General features: G+C 66.3%; 14 protein-coding genes. 6 read left to right on the forward strand and 8 right to left on the reverse strand.

Annotation, left to right across the window (positions count from 1 at the left end):
• The first annotated feature begins 129 nt into the window (after positions 1-129).
• Entirely contained in the window at positions 130-1299 is a 1170-nt protein-coding gene (locus E6O51_RS03920) for a DesA family fatty acid desaturase (protein WP_136383678.1), read from the forward strand.
• A gap of 193 nt (positions 1300-1492) precedes the next feature.
• Here the strand turns inward: E6O51_RS03920 and E6O51_RS03925 are convergent, their stop codons facing one another.
• Both E6O51_RS03925 and E6O51_RS03930 read right to left on the reverse strand, forming a co-directional pair.
• Positions 1493-2125, reverse strand: coding sequence for a LysE family translocator (locus E6O51_RS03925; protein WP_230976691.1), 633 nt, complete (start codon positions 2123-2125; stop codon positions 1493-1495).
• Positions 2126-2391: 266 nt separating this feature from the next.
• On the reverse strand, positions 2392-2841 hold the full coding sequence (locus E6O51_RS03930; RefSeq protein WP_136383679.1) for a winged helix-turn-helix transcriptional regulator: 450 nt from the start codon (positions 2839-2841) through the stop codon (positions 2392-2394).
• A 103-nt stretch (positions 2842-2944) separates the two neighbouring features.
• Here E6O51_RS03930 and E6O51_RS03935 point away from each other — a divergent pair, with 103 nt between their 5' ends.
• From E6O51_RS03935 to E6O51_RS03945, 3 genes are all read left to right on the forward strand, one after another.
• On the forward strand, positions 2945-3958 hold the full coding sequence (locus tag E6O51_RS03935; protein ID WP_136383680.1) for a zinc-dependent alcohol dehydrogenase family protein: 1014 nt from the start codon (positions 2945-2947) through the stop codon (positions 3956-3958).
• Positions 3959-4103: 145 nt separating this feature from the next.
• Positions 4104-4754: an NAD(P)-dependent oxidoreductase gene (locus E6O51_RS03940; protein WP_136383681.1), complete on the forward strand. Its 651-nt coding sequence runs from the start codon at positions 4104-4106 to the stop codon at positions 4752-4754.
• Between the two features lie 19 nt (positions 4755-4773).
• A complete protein-coding gene (locus tag E6O51_RS03945) occupies positions 4774-5262 on the forward strand; it encodes a cytochrome b (RefSeq protein WP_168735182.1) in 489 nt (162 codons plus the stop codon).
• A gap of 22 nt (positions 5263-5284) precedes the next feature.
• On the opposite strand, the gene E6O51_RS03950 is transcribed toward E6O51_RS03945, so the two are convergent.
• The 6 genes from E6O51_RS03950 to E6O51_RS03975 form a co-directional block, all read right to left on the reverse strand.
• Positions 5285-5746: a ferritin family protein gene (locus E6O51_RS03950; protein WP_136383683.1), complete on the reverse strand. Its 462-nt coding sequence runs from the start codon at positions 5744-5746 to the stop codon at positions 5285-5287.
• Between the two features lie 8 nt (positions 5747-5754).
• Entirely contained in the window at positions 5755-6066 is a 312-nt protein-coding gene (locus E6O51_RS03955) for a ferredoxin family protein (protein WP_136383684.1), read from the reverse strand.
• Positions 6063-7364, reverse strand: coding sequence for an FAD-dependent oxidoreductase (locus tag E6O51_RS03960; RefSeq protein WP_230976692.1), 1302 nt, complete (start codon positions 7362-7364; stop codon positions 6063-6065). Before E6O51_RS03960 ends, E6O51_RS03955 begins: the two co-directional genes overlap by 4 nt.
• Positions 7364-8482 (reverse strand): electron transfer flavoprotein subunit alpha/FixB family protein, encoded by a 1119-nt coding sequence (locus E6O51_RS03965; protein ID WP_136383685.1) that lies wholly within the window; start codon positions 8480-8482, stop codon positions 7364-7366. The genes E6O51_RS03960 and E6O51_RS03965 overlap by 1 nt, the downstream gene beginning before the upstream one ends.
• Complete coding sequence (locus E6O51_RS03970; protein ID WP_136383686.1) at positions 8479-9342, reverse strand: electron transfer flavoprotein subunit beta/FixA family protein; 864 nt, start codon at positions 9340-9342, stop codon at positions 8479-8481. The genes E6O51_RS03965 and E6O51_RS03970 overlap by 4 nt, the downstream gene beginning before the upstream one ends.
• A 465-nt stretch (positions 9343-9807) precedes the next feature.
• The gene (locus E6O51_RS03975; RefSeq protein WP_136383687.1) at positions 9808-11127 is read right to left on the reverse strand and encodes a sigma-54 interaction domain-containing protein; all 1320 of its coding nucleotides are present in this window, start codon (positions 11125-11127) and stop codon (positions 9808-9810) included.
• 191 nt (positions 11128-11318) lie between these two features.
• Here E6O51_RS03975 and E6O51_RS03980 point away from each other — a divergent pair, with 191 nt between their 5' ends.
• Positions 11319-12647: an NAD(P)/FAD-dependent oxidoreductase gene (locus tag E6O51_RS03980; RefSeq protein WP_230976693.1), complete on the forward strand. Its 1329-nt coding sequence runs from the start codon at positions 11319-11321 to the stop codon at positions 12645-12647.
• Between the two features lie 15 nt (positions 12648-12662).
• On the forward strand, positions 12663-13016 hold the full coding sequence (locus tag E6O51_RS03985) for a DUF5368 domain-containing protein (protein ID WP_136383689.1): 354 nt from the start codon (positions 12663-12665) through the stop codon (positions 13014-13016).
• Positions 13017-13081 lie beyond the last annotated feature (65 nt).

Below are 13081 nucleotides of genomic sequence, written 5' to 3' on the forward strand. Positions count from 1 at the left end.
AGCGCAGCCGCACGGTCTCTGTTGAGTCTCCGCCCATGGCGGCGCCCCCTACGGGCGAACCCCACTTGTCCGCCGCAAGGCGCCGCGTAGAATCGCCGGCGCGCATCCATCCGAAGGAAACCCGCACGCATGTATCACGGCCTGATCGAACTCCCCTGGTGGGGCTACGTCCTCGCCACGCTGGCGCTGACCCACGTCACCATCGCCTCGGTGACCATCTTCCTGCATCGCCATCAGGCCCACCGGGCGCTGGAGTTGCACGCCATCCCCAGCCACTTCTTCCGCTTCTGGCTGTGGCTGACCACCGGCATGGTGACCAAGGAGTGGGCCGCCATCCACCGCAAGCACCACGCCAAGTGCGAAACCCCCGAAGACCCCCACAGCCCCCAGACCCGCGGCCTGCTCAAGGTGCTGCTGGAAGGGGCGGAACTCTACCGGGCCGAGGCGAAGAACGCCGAGACGCTCGCCCGCTACGGCCACGGCACGCCGGACGACTGGCTGGAGCGCAAGGTCTATCGCCACTCCATCCTGGGCATCTCCCTCATGCTGGGCATCGACCTGCTGCTGTTCGGCCCCATCGGCCTGACCATGTGGGCGGTGCAGATGGTGTGGATCCCGTTCTGGGCGGCCGGCGTGGTCAATGGCGTGGGCCATTACTGGGGCTACCGCAACTACGACTGCGCGGACGCCTCCACCAACCTGGTGCCCTGGGGCATCCTGATCGGCGGCGAGGAACTGCACAACAACCACCACAGCTTCGCCACCTCGGCCAAGCTGTCGGCCAAGTGGTACGAGTTCGACATCGGCTGGCTCTACATCCGCACCCTGGCCCTGCTGGGCCTGGCCACCCCGCGCAAGGTGATCCCGCGGCCGAAGTTCGGTGCGGCCAAGCACGTGCCCGATTTCGACACCCTGCAGGCGGTCATCACCCACCGCTACGACGTCATGACGCGCTACGTGGATTCGCTCAAGCGCATCTGCCGGGACGAGATCGCCCAGCTCAAGACCCGCCACGCCGGTAAATTCGACCCCAAGGCCCTCACCCGCTGGGTGCTCTCCGGCGAGGACCGCCACCTGGCCGAGCACGAGAAGCGCCAGTTGTCCGAAGTGCTGCGCGACAGCAAGGCGCTGGCCACGGTGATGGCCATGCGGGAGGAACTGGCAGCCATCTGGGCGCGCTCCAACGCCACCCGCGAACAGTTGCTGGCCCAACTGCGCGACTGGATCGAGCGTGCCGAACAGAGCGGCATCGCGCAACTGCAGGAATTCTCGCTGCGCCTGCGCCGCTACGCGGTCTGAGCCGGCAGGCTCGGACGGAAGGGGCGGGGCGTGGTCCCCGCCCCTTTCATTTCACCATGGCTCCAGCACCGAACTTCTCTGGACTACGCAGAGGCACGATATCCCCGAGTCCGCAGTCGATGCGGCACAACCCCAGGCGCAGGCCGTCTGCCTTCGCGCCTGCGGCGCTGCGAGAAGTGCAGCCAGGGGCGAATTAACGTTCTGCCGTTGCCAGCTTGGCGGCAAGTCCCAGGAAAACGACCCCCGCGAGCCTGTTCATGTTTTTTTGCACACGGGGCGATTGCCCGAACCTCGCGCCGAAGCTCGCCGCCACGACCGTCATCACGCTAAAGGCCAAGAGGGCAGCCAGAATGAAGATACCGCCTAACGCGAACATTTGCAGGCTGACGTGCCCAGCTTGCCGATCGACGAACTGCGGGAGGAAGGCCAGGAAAAAGATGGAAACCTTCGGGTTCGTGATGTTCATCAGGATGCCGCGCAAATACAGCTTGGCACCATCCACGGCTGGATTTGTCGGGTTTTCACTTTCCTCGTCATTCATGGGTTTGGCCCGAAACGCCTGCCAAGCCAAATACACCAGATAGACCGATCCGGCGTATTTCAACAGGCTGAACGCGAGCTGCGACTTCTGAAATATGACGGCGACACCCAAGGCCACTGCCGTGGTGTGAACGATCAACCCCGTGCACAGGCCGAGAACAACGAGAAGACCTGCGTTGCGCCCTCGTAGAGCAGCTTGAATCATGACGAATACGTTGTCTGGCCCAGGCACAAAGGCGAGAAGCAAAGCTACTGCAAAGAAGGCAAGCATGGTTTCAATGGACACAGCGAATCACCAGTCACGTTAATCCGGGTAGATTCAAGCGTATCACTAGCGTCTCCCGGCGTAGCCAGGGCGCGCTGTCGTCCTCCGCATCAAGCCGCCTGCGGCGTCTCTCCCCCTTTCGGGCTTCCATCGCTGACGCCTATGGCCCGGATTCCTAGATTCGGGCATGCGCGCTTCGCTTGCGTGCGGTTCGGCACACAGGGGCGCGCGCACCGTTCTCGGCGATGTGCTGGATCGGTTGCTGGACGGACTCAGAGCCGCTTGATCTAGACCTTGGGCGGATGCGTGCGGTGGCTTGCGGCTTGCCTGATACGGGGAAGATTGATTTCAAGCCAATCCGCAAGTGCGGCGACATGCGCAGCCGCTTCCTCCCCCAGGGTGGTCAGGTCGTACTCGACGTGCGGCGGGACAACCGGATAGGAGGTCCGGCGGACCAATCCGTCCGCTTCCAGGCGCTGCAGCGTCTGCGCCAGCATTTTCTCGCTGACTCCGCCGGCCTTTCGACGCAACTCGCTGAAGCGCAAGGTGCCATCACGCAATGCGATCAGGCACAGAACGCCCCACAGGCTGGTGATGTGGGAAAAAACTTCACGCGATTCACAGTTTCCGGGGCCGATGAAGAGATCCCCGCGCCGGACGCGCGAGGTCAATGTCCCTTCATCCAGGGTTTGGGCTGAAGCGTCGGAAAGCGAGTTGGCACCAGGGTGGCCTTTCATACTAACTCTGAGGTGCGTACTTACTGAATGGAATGAACCGGATTAGAGTGCAGCACAAGTCACAAGTCAACTTTACGGATCTTAGAAAGAGAGGTTCCCAGGCATGAAATCCATTCGTTTGCGCAGCCCCTTTGGCCTGGAGCACTTCGAGCAGGTCGAACTGGCCGATCCCGGCGTGCCCGGACCCGGCGAAATCCGCGTGCGCTTGCACGCCAGTTCGCTCAACGCCCATGACTTGGCGGTGGTGCTGGGGCAGCTTCCGGTCGCCGACGGCCGCATTCCGCTGTCCGACGGCGCCGGCGTGGTCGAGGCCATCGGTGCCGGGGTCAGCGAGTTCGCCGTGGGCGACCGGGTGGTTTCCACCTTCTTCCCGCCCTGGCTGGCCGGCGAACCACAGTTTGCCGGGTTCGCGCACACGCCCGGTGATGGCATCGACGGCTATGCCGCCGAAGTGACAGTGCGCCCTGCTACCGCCTTCACGCATGCGCCCAAGGGCTACAGCCATGTCGAGGCGGCCACGTTGACCACCGCCGGTCTGACCGCCTGGCGGGCGCTGGTGGTCGAAGGCGGCATCAAACCCGGCGACACCGTGCTGCTGTTGGGCACCGGCGGTGTTTCCATATTCGCCCTGCAACTCGCCAAAACGGCGGGCGCGACGGTGCTGCTGGCCTCGTCCTCGGACGAAAAACTCGAACGCGCCCGCCAACTGGGCGCAGATCACCTCATCAATTACCGCAGGCAGCCGGAATGGGCTGAACGGGTGCTGGAGATCACCGCCGGGCGCGGTGTCGATCTGGCCGTTGAGGTCGGTGGTCCCGGCACCTTGGCGCAGTCGATCAACGCAACCCGCATCGGTGGTCGCATCGCGCTGATCGGCATGCTCACCGGCTTTGCCGGCGTGGTGCCCACCATCGAATTGATGGCGCGCCAGCAGCGCGTCACCGGCATCGGTGTAGGCAGTCGCCAGCACCAGATCGAACTGGTGCGCGCCCTCGACGCGACCGGTATCCGCCCGGTGATCGACCGCATCTTCGCCCTGCGCGACATCGCCGATGCTTTCCGTCTGCAACAGGCGGGGGGGCACTTCGGCAAGATCGGACTGGATTACACACTTTGACCTGCTTTCAACGGTGGCCGCCTGATCCAGCGAGACGGCCCCTGCCTTCAACCAACGCGGTGCGCGGCAACATCGACGTGGCACTGAACGTGACCGCGGAATGAGCCGGCAAACATCAGCAGCAATGACCCAAGGAGCAATGAACATGGCAAAGATCATCGTGATTGGCGGCAACGGCTATGCCGGCTCGCACATCGTGCGTGAGGCCGCTGCCCGCCGCCACGAGGTGGTGTCGCTGGGCCGTTCGCAGCCGGCCGAGCCGGTACCGGGCGTGCGCCACGAGACCGGCTCGGCGGCTGACCTGGAAACGCTCGAACGCGTCATCGCGGGCGCGGACGTGGTGGTGGGCGCGCTGTCGCCGTTCCAGCCCGACTTGGCCGCGCAATTCATATCGATCTACCGCGCAGCGTTGGCACCGATCGCCCGGGCCGGGGCGCGCTTCGTCGTCATAGGTGGCTTCAGCGGGCTGCGTCCGGCCCCCGGTGCGCCGCGCTTCATCGACAGCGGCGACGTGCCGCCCGAGTTCCTCGACGGCGCGCGTGCGACCCATGATGCGTTCGACCTGCTGCAGGCCGAGGCGCCGCAGGCACTGGACTGGCTGTTCGTCAGCCCAGGCGCGCAGTTCGGTGCCTTCGCGCCGGGCGAGCGGCGCGGCGTCTACCGCAAATCGGGCGATGTCGCGCTGTTCGACGCCGAAGGCAAGTCCGCGATCGGCGGGGCGGATTTCGCGCTGGCGGTCGTCGACGAGATCGAGTCGCCGACGCTGCGGCGCGACCAGATCCATTTCGCCTACTGATCGGCAAGGAGGACGCGCCATGACAGGCGGCGCTATGCTCCAGTCCCAGCATTTCAACGTGACGGCGCGCCTGCTGCACTGGCTGCTGTATGTGCTGATGCTGGCGTTGGCGCTGCTCGGCTGGGCCACGCTGTCGGCGGCCGGCTACCCGGTGACGATGCTCAAGGGCTTCGAGCTGCCACCCATCGCGCCGGTCGGCCCGGTATGGTACGCGCTGCTGCGCGATGCCCACAGCCTGCTGGCCTGGCTGCTGTTCACCACCGTGCTGGTGCATCTGGCGGTGGCGCTGCTGTCGGCGCTGTTCGCGCGCGCGGCCTGGGGGGCGAGCTCCAGTCCCGAAATCTGTCGCGCCGTACATGTGGCCGACATCTGGACCCTGGGCAGCGTGACCCGGTTCTGGGCCGTGCTGCTCACGGTGGGCATCTTCTGTTTCGTCGTGCTGGTGATGAAGGGGCCGGCCTACATCGCCGACCGCTACGACCTGCCGGACAGCGACCGCCCGGACTGAGCCGGCCGCGAATGTGCTGCCCTCAAGTCCTGCCGCTTGCTTCGGCCAGCAGTTCCTGCAGCCTGGCCACGTGCTCCGCTTCCTCGGCGGCGAACTCCTGGGCCATGGCCTGCACGCGGGGGTCGGCCGAACCGAGTGCCACCGAGCGATAGAAGTCCAGCCCGCCCTGTTCGCTTTCCAAGGCGAGGCGCAGCGCCGCTTCCACGTCCATCAGTCCGTCGACGCCCCACCAGGGTGCCGCTTCGGGCGATTCCCCGTGCGGCCATTCGTAGCCGTCCCGGGGCAGGTCCTCGATGTACCTGAATCCGGCCCGGGACATCGCCGTCTGGAGGTGCAGCCGGGAGAAATCCGCGAACTGGCGGAACACCGACTCCACCGCCGCGTTGCCGTGGGTGGCCATGTGCTCGGCCAGTTCGTCGAAACGCCGGGCGGCCTCGGCCTCCAGGCGCACGGCATGGGCGAGGAACTTGCGGATGCTGTCCATGGCTGCGATCACCCGAACTTGAAAAGGATGCCGAAGCCGCCGCGGGGATAGTTCCAGTCCACGTTGCCCTCGTCGCACACCAGCCGGCAGGTGCCGCATTCGAGGCAGCCGTCGACCATGAGGTCGATGCCGCCGTCCTCGTCAATGCTCCAGCAGCCCGCCGGGCAGCACACGGTACAGGGTTTCGCCGCGCAGGACGCGCAGACCCCGGCGTCGCGGACCTTGATGTGGGGCTTTCCCACATCGACGCGGTATCTGTCCTGGAACAGCTTCTCTTCCACATTGACCTTGGGCAGCGCGAATTCAGCGGGTGCGTTCATCGAAAAGCCCTCCAGAATCTGTAGGCATCGCCGAGGAGGCCGAGCACGGAACGCTTCCGGGTCAACTCGCCGAGAATCCTCTTCTGCTTGTCGCGCTTCGGCTCGCCATCGACCGTGAGGGCTTCCCGCGCGGCGTCGCCGAGGAAACGCGGATAGGTGCCGAGGATGTGGGGGTGGTCGTGGAGCAGTTCGGGCACGCCCTGGTATTTCTTCAGGTCGGCCATGACGAAGCTGTCGTCCAGGCGCCGCTTGTAGGCCGCCAGATTGGCGGCCGTGAACGGCTTGCCGGCCTGGCGCAATCCAATCAGCGTTTCCGCCGCGAAACGCCCCGAAGTCATGGCCAGATTCGACCCTTCGCGATGCACGGCGTTCACGAACCCGGCGGAATCGCCGACCACGAGCCAGCCTTCGCCATACAACTGCGGCAGGGCTCTGTAGCCCCCTTCGGGGATGAGGTGGGCGGAATACTCCTTCATCTCCGCGCCTTCGATGAGCGGCTGCACGGCGGGGTGCCGCTTCAGCCCTTCCAGGAGCTGGCAGGGCGTGAGGCTCTGCCGCTTCATGTCGGCCAGCATGCAGCCGATGCCGATCGCCAGCGAATCCCTGTTGGTGTAGAGGAAGCCCGTGCCCACCATGCCGTGCGTGATGTTGCCGGCGATCTCGATGACCACGCCCTGCGTGTCGGCGATGTTGAAGCGTGATTCGATCGTTTCCCGCGGCAGGAAGATGACCTCTTTCACCGCGAGGGCCATGTCCTCGGCCTTCACGCGGGGGCGCAGGCCGGCGCGTTCCCCGAGCAGCGCGTTGGCACCGTCGGCCAGGATGACGCAATCGGCCAGGATGTCGCCCTGGGCACGCTCTGTGCGCACGCCGATGACTTTTCCGGCCGGGTCCCGGAGCAGTTCCGTCACCGTCGTTTCGCAGATGACCAGCGCGCCGGCGTCCTTCACCTTCCCGGAAAACCAGCGGTCGAAGCGGGCGCGGATGATGGTGTAGCGGTTGTGCGGCTCCTGCGAGAAGCGCGCGTCCCGGTAGGTCGCCCCGGTGCAGGACTGGTTCTCGTCCAGCAGCCACATCCTCTGCTCGGCCACGTGCCGTTCCAGCGGCGCCGAATCGCGGAAGTCGGGGATGATCTTCTCCAGCGCGTCCGCGTAGAGAATGGCCCCCTGCACGTTCTTCGTGCCCGGCGATTCGCCCCGTTCGAGCTGGAGCACGGAGAGACCGGCCCTGGCGAGCGTGTAGGCCGCGGCGTTGCCGGAAGGTCCGGCGCCCACGACGATGACGTCGAACTTCTCCATCAGACCGTCTCCTCGGCCGGGTTTGCGCGCCTCGTCCGTGCCGCGGCCAGGCGCCGCGCGAAGGCCTGTTCCAGGGCGGGCAGCAGTTCGGTCACGTTGCCGATCAGGGCGTAATTGGCGAAATCGAAGATCGGTGCCTCCGGGTCCAGGTTGATCCCCGCGATGACGTCCGCGCCCTCCATGCCGACCCGGTGCTGGACGGCGCCGGAGATGCCGGCGGCGATGTACAGCTTGGGCCGTACCGTCTTGCCGGACTGGCCCACCTGGCGTTCCACCTCGGCCCAGCCCGCATGCACCGCGGGGCGGGAGGCACCCACTTCGGCGCCGATGGTCCTCGCCAGGCTCTCGACGAGGGCGAAGTTTTCCGGCTTGCCCAGGCCGCGGCCGCCGGAGACGATGAAATCGGCGAACGGCAGTTGGGGCTTGTCGGCCCGGGCGTCCGGGATGAAATCGACCACCTTGGTGACGATGGCGGACTCGTCCAGTTGCAGGGCGTGCTCGACGACCCGCAGCGGGCGGTCGGGCACCCGGGCGGGCATGGGCATGACGCGCGGGCGCACCGTGGCCATCTGCGGGCGTGTGGCCAGGTTGACGATGGTGCACATCAGGCTGCCGCCGAAGGTCGGGCGGCTCGACAGCAGCGAGCGGTCGCCGGGGTCGATGTCCAGTCCGGTGCAGTCCGCGGTCAGTCCCGTGAGGAGGGTCGTAGCAACCGACCCGGCCAGATCCCGCCCTTGGGTGGTGGCGCCGAGGAGCAGGATTTCCGGCTGATAGGTGTTGACCAGTTCGGTCATCCCCAGCGTGTAGGGTTGGTTGCGGTAGTCGTCCAGAACGGGATGCCGGGCGACATAGCAGAGGTCTGCGCCGTAAGCGCCGACGTCCTTGACGAGCGCCGCTACCTCGCCACCGGTGCCTCCCAGCAGGACGCCCGCCAGTTCAACCCCCAGTTTGTCCGCAAGCTCGCGCCCCTTGCCGAGCAGTTCCCACGAGACGGGATGCGGGTGCCCGTGTTCGTGTTCGATGAAGACCCAGACGCCCTTGTAGGACTTGAAGTGCTCGGGCAGGACGCGCTTCGGTTTCTTGATCGGCTTCGCCGCGGTGTCGAGTGCGTCGCTCATTCTTTCGCCCCCTGGCGGTCTACCTGTTCGAGATGCTCGAGCATCGCCTCTTCAAGGTGGGGATAATCGGCGAACAGCCTGTCGACGAACGCCTCCGCCATCGCGGCGGGTGTGTCCCCGGCGACACGGAAGGCCTTGACCGCCTTCGGCTTGGGGCCGAAGACCTGGGCGACGACCGTAGGCGAGCCCTTCAATCCGACCTTCGCGAGGTCCACGCCGATTGCATCGCGATTCCAGCGCTCCACTTCCTGACGTGCCGCCCTGAACATGCCCGGCATGTCCGCGAAGCGGATTTCATTCGTGCCTTCGAGCATCGTCACCACGGCGGGAAGCGCCGATTCCAGCACCTGCACGCCGCCTTCGGCCCTGCGTTCGACGAGGATGCGCCTTGAATCGGCGTCCAGTTCGCGGATCTTCGAGACGTAGGTGAGGAGCTGGTAGCCGAGCCGGGTCGCGATACCGGGCCCGACCTGGGCCGTGTCGCCGTCGATGGTCTGCTTGCCCGTGAAAACCAGGTCGACCGGTTCCCGCGCATCGAGCGTCTTCAGCGCGGCCGCCAGCACATAGGACGTGGCAAGGGTGTCCGCGCCGGAGAACACCTTGTCCGTGATCAGGACGGCTTCGTCCGCACCGAAGGCGAGACACTTGCGCAGCGCGTCGTCGGCCTGGGGAGGCCCCATGGTCAGCACGGTGACCTTGGCCGCCGTCCGGTCCTTGATGCGCAGCGCCTCTTCGAGGGCAAACAGATCGTAGGGGTTGATGATGGTTGGAACACCTTGCCGCATGATGGTGTTCGTGACCGGATGCACCCGGATCTGTGCGCTGTCCGGGACCTGCTTGATACAGACGGCAATATGCATGGAATTCCGCTATGGCTACGGGAGAAAGCGCTGCCGGCCCGATGGTTCGGTATGCCGGCGAGAAGGCTGAGGCTTCGCGATTACCAGCACTGGAACTACGGCTGCAGAGAAATTGTAGCGAACACTAATATACACCCCCTGTCGGTTGCTCAAAAAAAACCGGGCATCGTCGATGCCCGGCCATGAAAGCGAAGCGGGAGCCTGGAGGATGGAGACTCGGTCTGCGGTGCTGCTTGGGGCTGAGGGATGTCGAGGTGACATTGCAGTGACCGTAGGGCAAGTGTTCCCACTTCCGGTATAGGTGCACTCAAGGAATGTGCCAGGAACGGCTGCCGTTTCCTTGGCGTCCGGAAAGTGTCTGGAAACAGCATGATAGGCGGCATCTCGGGCGCCCGCCCGGCCGGTTCCGTACTGCCATTGATGGCTGTCATGGCAGCAATTGGCAGTGATCTGGCGGTTCGCCGGCTAGTCCGCTTGATACTGCCTGAGCTTGCGGTAAAGGGTGCGTTCGCTCAGGCCGAGCTTCTGGGCCAGTTCCTTGCGGCTGCCGCGGTGGCTGTGCACCGCCTGCAGGAAGCCGTTGCGCTCGATGTCTTGCCAGTGCACGCCGCCTGTGGCCTGTACCTCCGCGAGGGCGGCGGCCTGCACGGGGGCGCGGATGTCCTCGGCCAGATGTTCCGGTCCGATCTCCTCGCCGTCGCACATCAGGCTGGCGCGCTCCAGCACGTTGCGCAGTTCGCGCACGTTGCCCGGAAAGGCGTAGCGGCACAGCACCTGCATGGCGGCGGGCGAGACGTTCAGGCGGCGACCCGGTGCGACCCGGCCGAGCAGCGACTCGATCAGCAGCGGAATGTCGCTGGCGCGCTCGCGCAGCGCCGGCACGGTGATGGGGAAAGTGTTGATGCGGTAGTAGAGGTCCTGGCGGAAGCGGCCCTCGGCGATCATCTGCTTCAGCGGCCGGTGGGTGGCCGATACCAGGCGGATGTCGGCGCGGCGCAGGTCGGTGGCGCCCACGCGGCGATAGGTGCCGGTTTCCAGCAGGCGCAGCAGTTTGACCTGCATGCCGAGCGGGATGTCGCCCAGTTCGTCGAGGAACAGCGTGCCGCCGCTGGCCGCTTCCACCAGCCCGGCCTTGCGGCTGGTGGCGCCGGTGAAGGCGCCGCGCTCGTGGCCGAAGAGCTCGCTTTCGAAGAGCGTCTCGGGCAGGCCGGAGCAATCGACCGCGACGAAGGGGTGGTCGGCGCGGTGGCTTGCTTCATGGATGGCGTTGGCCACCAGCTCCTTGCCGGTGCCGGATTCGCCCTGCAGCAGGATGCTGGCGTTGGACGGCGCAGCGCGTGCGACCAGCCCCAGCATGTGCTGGAAGGCCGGTGCGCGGCCCACCAGGCCATGATGGTCGCTGAGCCCGCGGGCGGCGTTCATGGGTTCCATCTTCTCGACGAACCAGGCGATCTCGCCGCTGGCGTCGCGGATGGGCGACAGCTCTATGTTCACATATTCCTCGCCCCGCGCCGTGTGGTGCAGGTGCAGCACGCGCTCGCGCTGGCCGGACTTCAGCCCGCGCGCGAGCGGACAGGATTCGCCGGCCTGGTCGCAGGGCACGCTGTAGTGGTGCGAGATTTCGTAGCAGGTACGCCCGACGACGCTGCGCCCGGTGGCGAAGCCGGCGCGGTAGGCGGCGTTGGCGGCGACGATGCGGTAGTCGCGGTCGCACAGGATGTGCGGCTCTGGCAGGGTGTCGAGGAAGGAGAGCAGCTCGGGAAGGGGGCGGTTTTCGATCGGCATCGTCCTGTCCAGGTTGGCAGCGGGCCGGCAGTCCAGGCCGGCAAACGATTCGGATGGGGGAATACGCTCAACAATATAAACGTATAGTGATATTCTAAAATTAATTATCTTGTTACACAGCCGGGCGGCAATCCAGCCGTAACCGGCCTGCGGAGGAGGTAAGTATGAGTGCGCAAGGAGACGAAAGGAAATTGCTCGAAAGCATAGGCGGCAGGCCGCTGGACCGGCGGACCTTCCTCATGCTGGGCGCAGCGGGGGCCGGTGCCCTGATGCTGAGGGCGCCGCCCGCCGGGGCGGCCGAACGGGTCAGGACCTCGGCCCGCATCGTGATCGCCGGTGCCGGTGCGGCCGGCCTGGCCACGGCCTCGCGCCTGGCCGAGCGGCTCGACGGCGCCAAGATCACGCTGATCGACGCGCGCAAGGAGCACTACTACCAGCCCGGCTTCACGCTGGTGGGGGCGGGGGTCAAGCCGGCCTCCTACGTGGTATCCACCACGGCGGAATACGTGCCGGGCGGTGTGGAGCTGATCGAGGAGCGCGTCGCCGAATTCGACCCCGAAGGCAAGCGCGTGGTCACCGAAAGCGGCCGCGCGGTGGCCTACGACTACCTGGTGGTGGCCACCGGGCTGAAGCTGGACTACGAGGCGATCCCCGGCATGGACGTGGCGCGGATCGGCAGGAACGGCCTGGGCAGCATCTACCACAGCCCGGCCGCCGCGTCGGCCACCTGGGGAGCACTGCAGGAGTTCGCGGACAAGGGCGGGGTGGGCGTGTTCTGCCGTCCGGCCACCGAGATGAAGTGCGCGGGCGCGCCCCTAAAATACACTTTCATCACCGACGACCACCTGCGCCGGCGCGGCAACCGGGGCAAGGCGGAGCTGATCTACAACGCCAACAACAAGGTGCTATTCAGCGTGCCCATCGTCCACGAGAAGGTGCGCATGCTGTTCCGCGACCGGGGCATCAAGACCCATTACGACCGCGTGCTGCAGGCCATCGACCCGGGCCGCCGCATCGCCACCTTCCGCAGCCCCGAGGGCACGGTGGAGCAGCCCTACGACTTCATCAACGTGATTCCGCCCATGCGCGCGCCGGACGCGGTGCGCAACAGCGCCCTGCGCTGGCAGGAAGGCCCCTGGGCGGCCGAGGGCTGGATGGACGTGGAGAAGGGCAACCTGCGCCACAAGCGCTTCCCCGAGGTGTTCGGCGTGGGCGACATCGCCGGCGTGCCCAAGGGCAAGACCGCGGCGAGCGTCAAATGGCAGGTGCCTGTGGCCGTGGACCACCTGGTGGCGGACATCGCCGGCCGCAAGAGCGATGCGGTGTACAACGGCTACACGTCCTGCCCGCTGATCACCCGGCTGGGCCGCGCCATGCTGGTGGAGTTCGACTACGAGAACAACCTCGTCCCGTCCTTCCCCGGCGTCGTCGCGCCGCTGGAGGAACTGTGGGTGAGCTGGGTGATGAAGACCATGGCGCTCAAGCCCACCTACGTCAGCATGCTGCGCGGGCGCGCCTGAGAGGAGGAAAGGACCATGAAAGAACTCGATGCGATGGTGTTCCTGGCGGTGTTCCAGGAGATGCTGGGGCCGCTGCTGTGGGTGCTGGTGCTGCTCGCCGTGGGCGGCATCGTGGCCTTCCTCGCCGTGCTGGCGAAGGAGCGGAAGATCGTCAGCCGCCGCCTGGTGCGGTCGGAACTGCTCGGCCTGGTGGGCGGTGCGCTGGCGCTGGTGCTGATGGCCAGGGTGTCCTCGTCCGGTTTCACGGACGCGGGCGGGCCGGCGGACTGGTTCCTGATCGCGCTGGTGTTCGGCCTGGGCCTGGCCGGCACCACCGTCCTGGTCTATGCGCTGGCGGGCTGGAAGGATGCGCTGAGCGGTTCGCGCTGAGCCATCCCTGGGTAGAAAACGCCCCGCACGGCCAGGCCGTGCGGGGCGTCAGTGTGTCCTGTCCG

Origin of the sequence: Pseudothauera rhizosphaerae (genome assembly GCF_004801305.1) — a bacterium.
Lineage (GTDB): Bacteria > Pseudomonadota > Gammaproteobacteria > Burkholderiales > Rhodocyclaceae > Pseudothauera > Pseudothauera rhizosphaerae.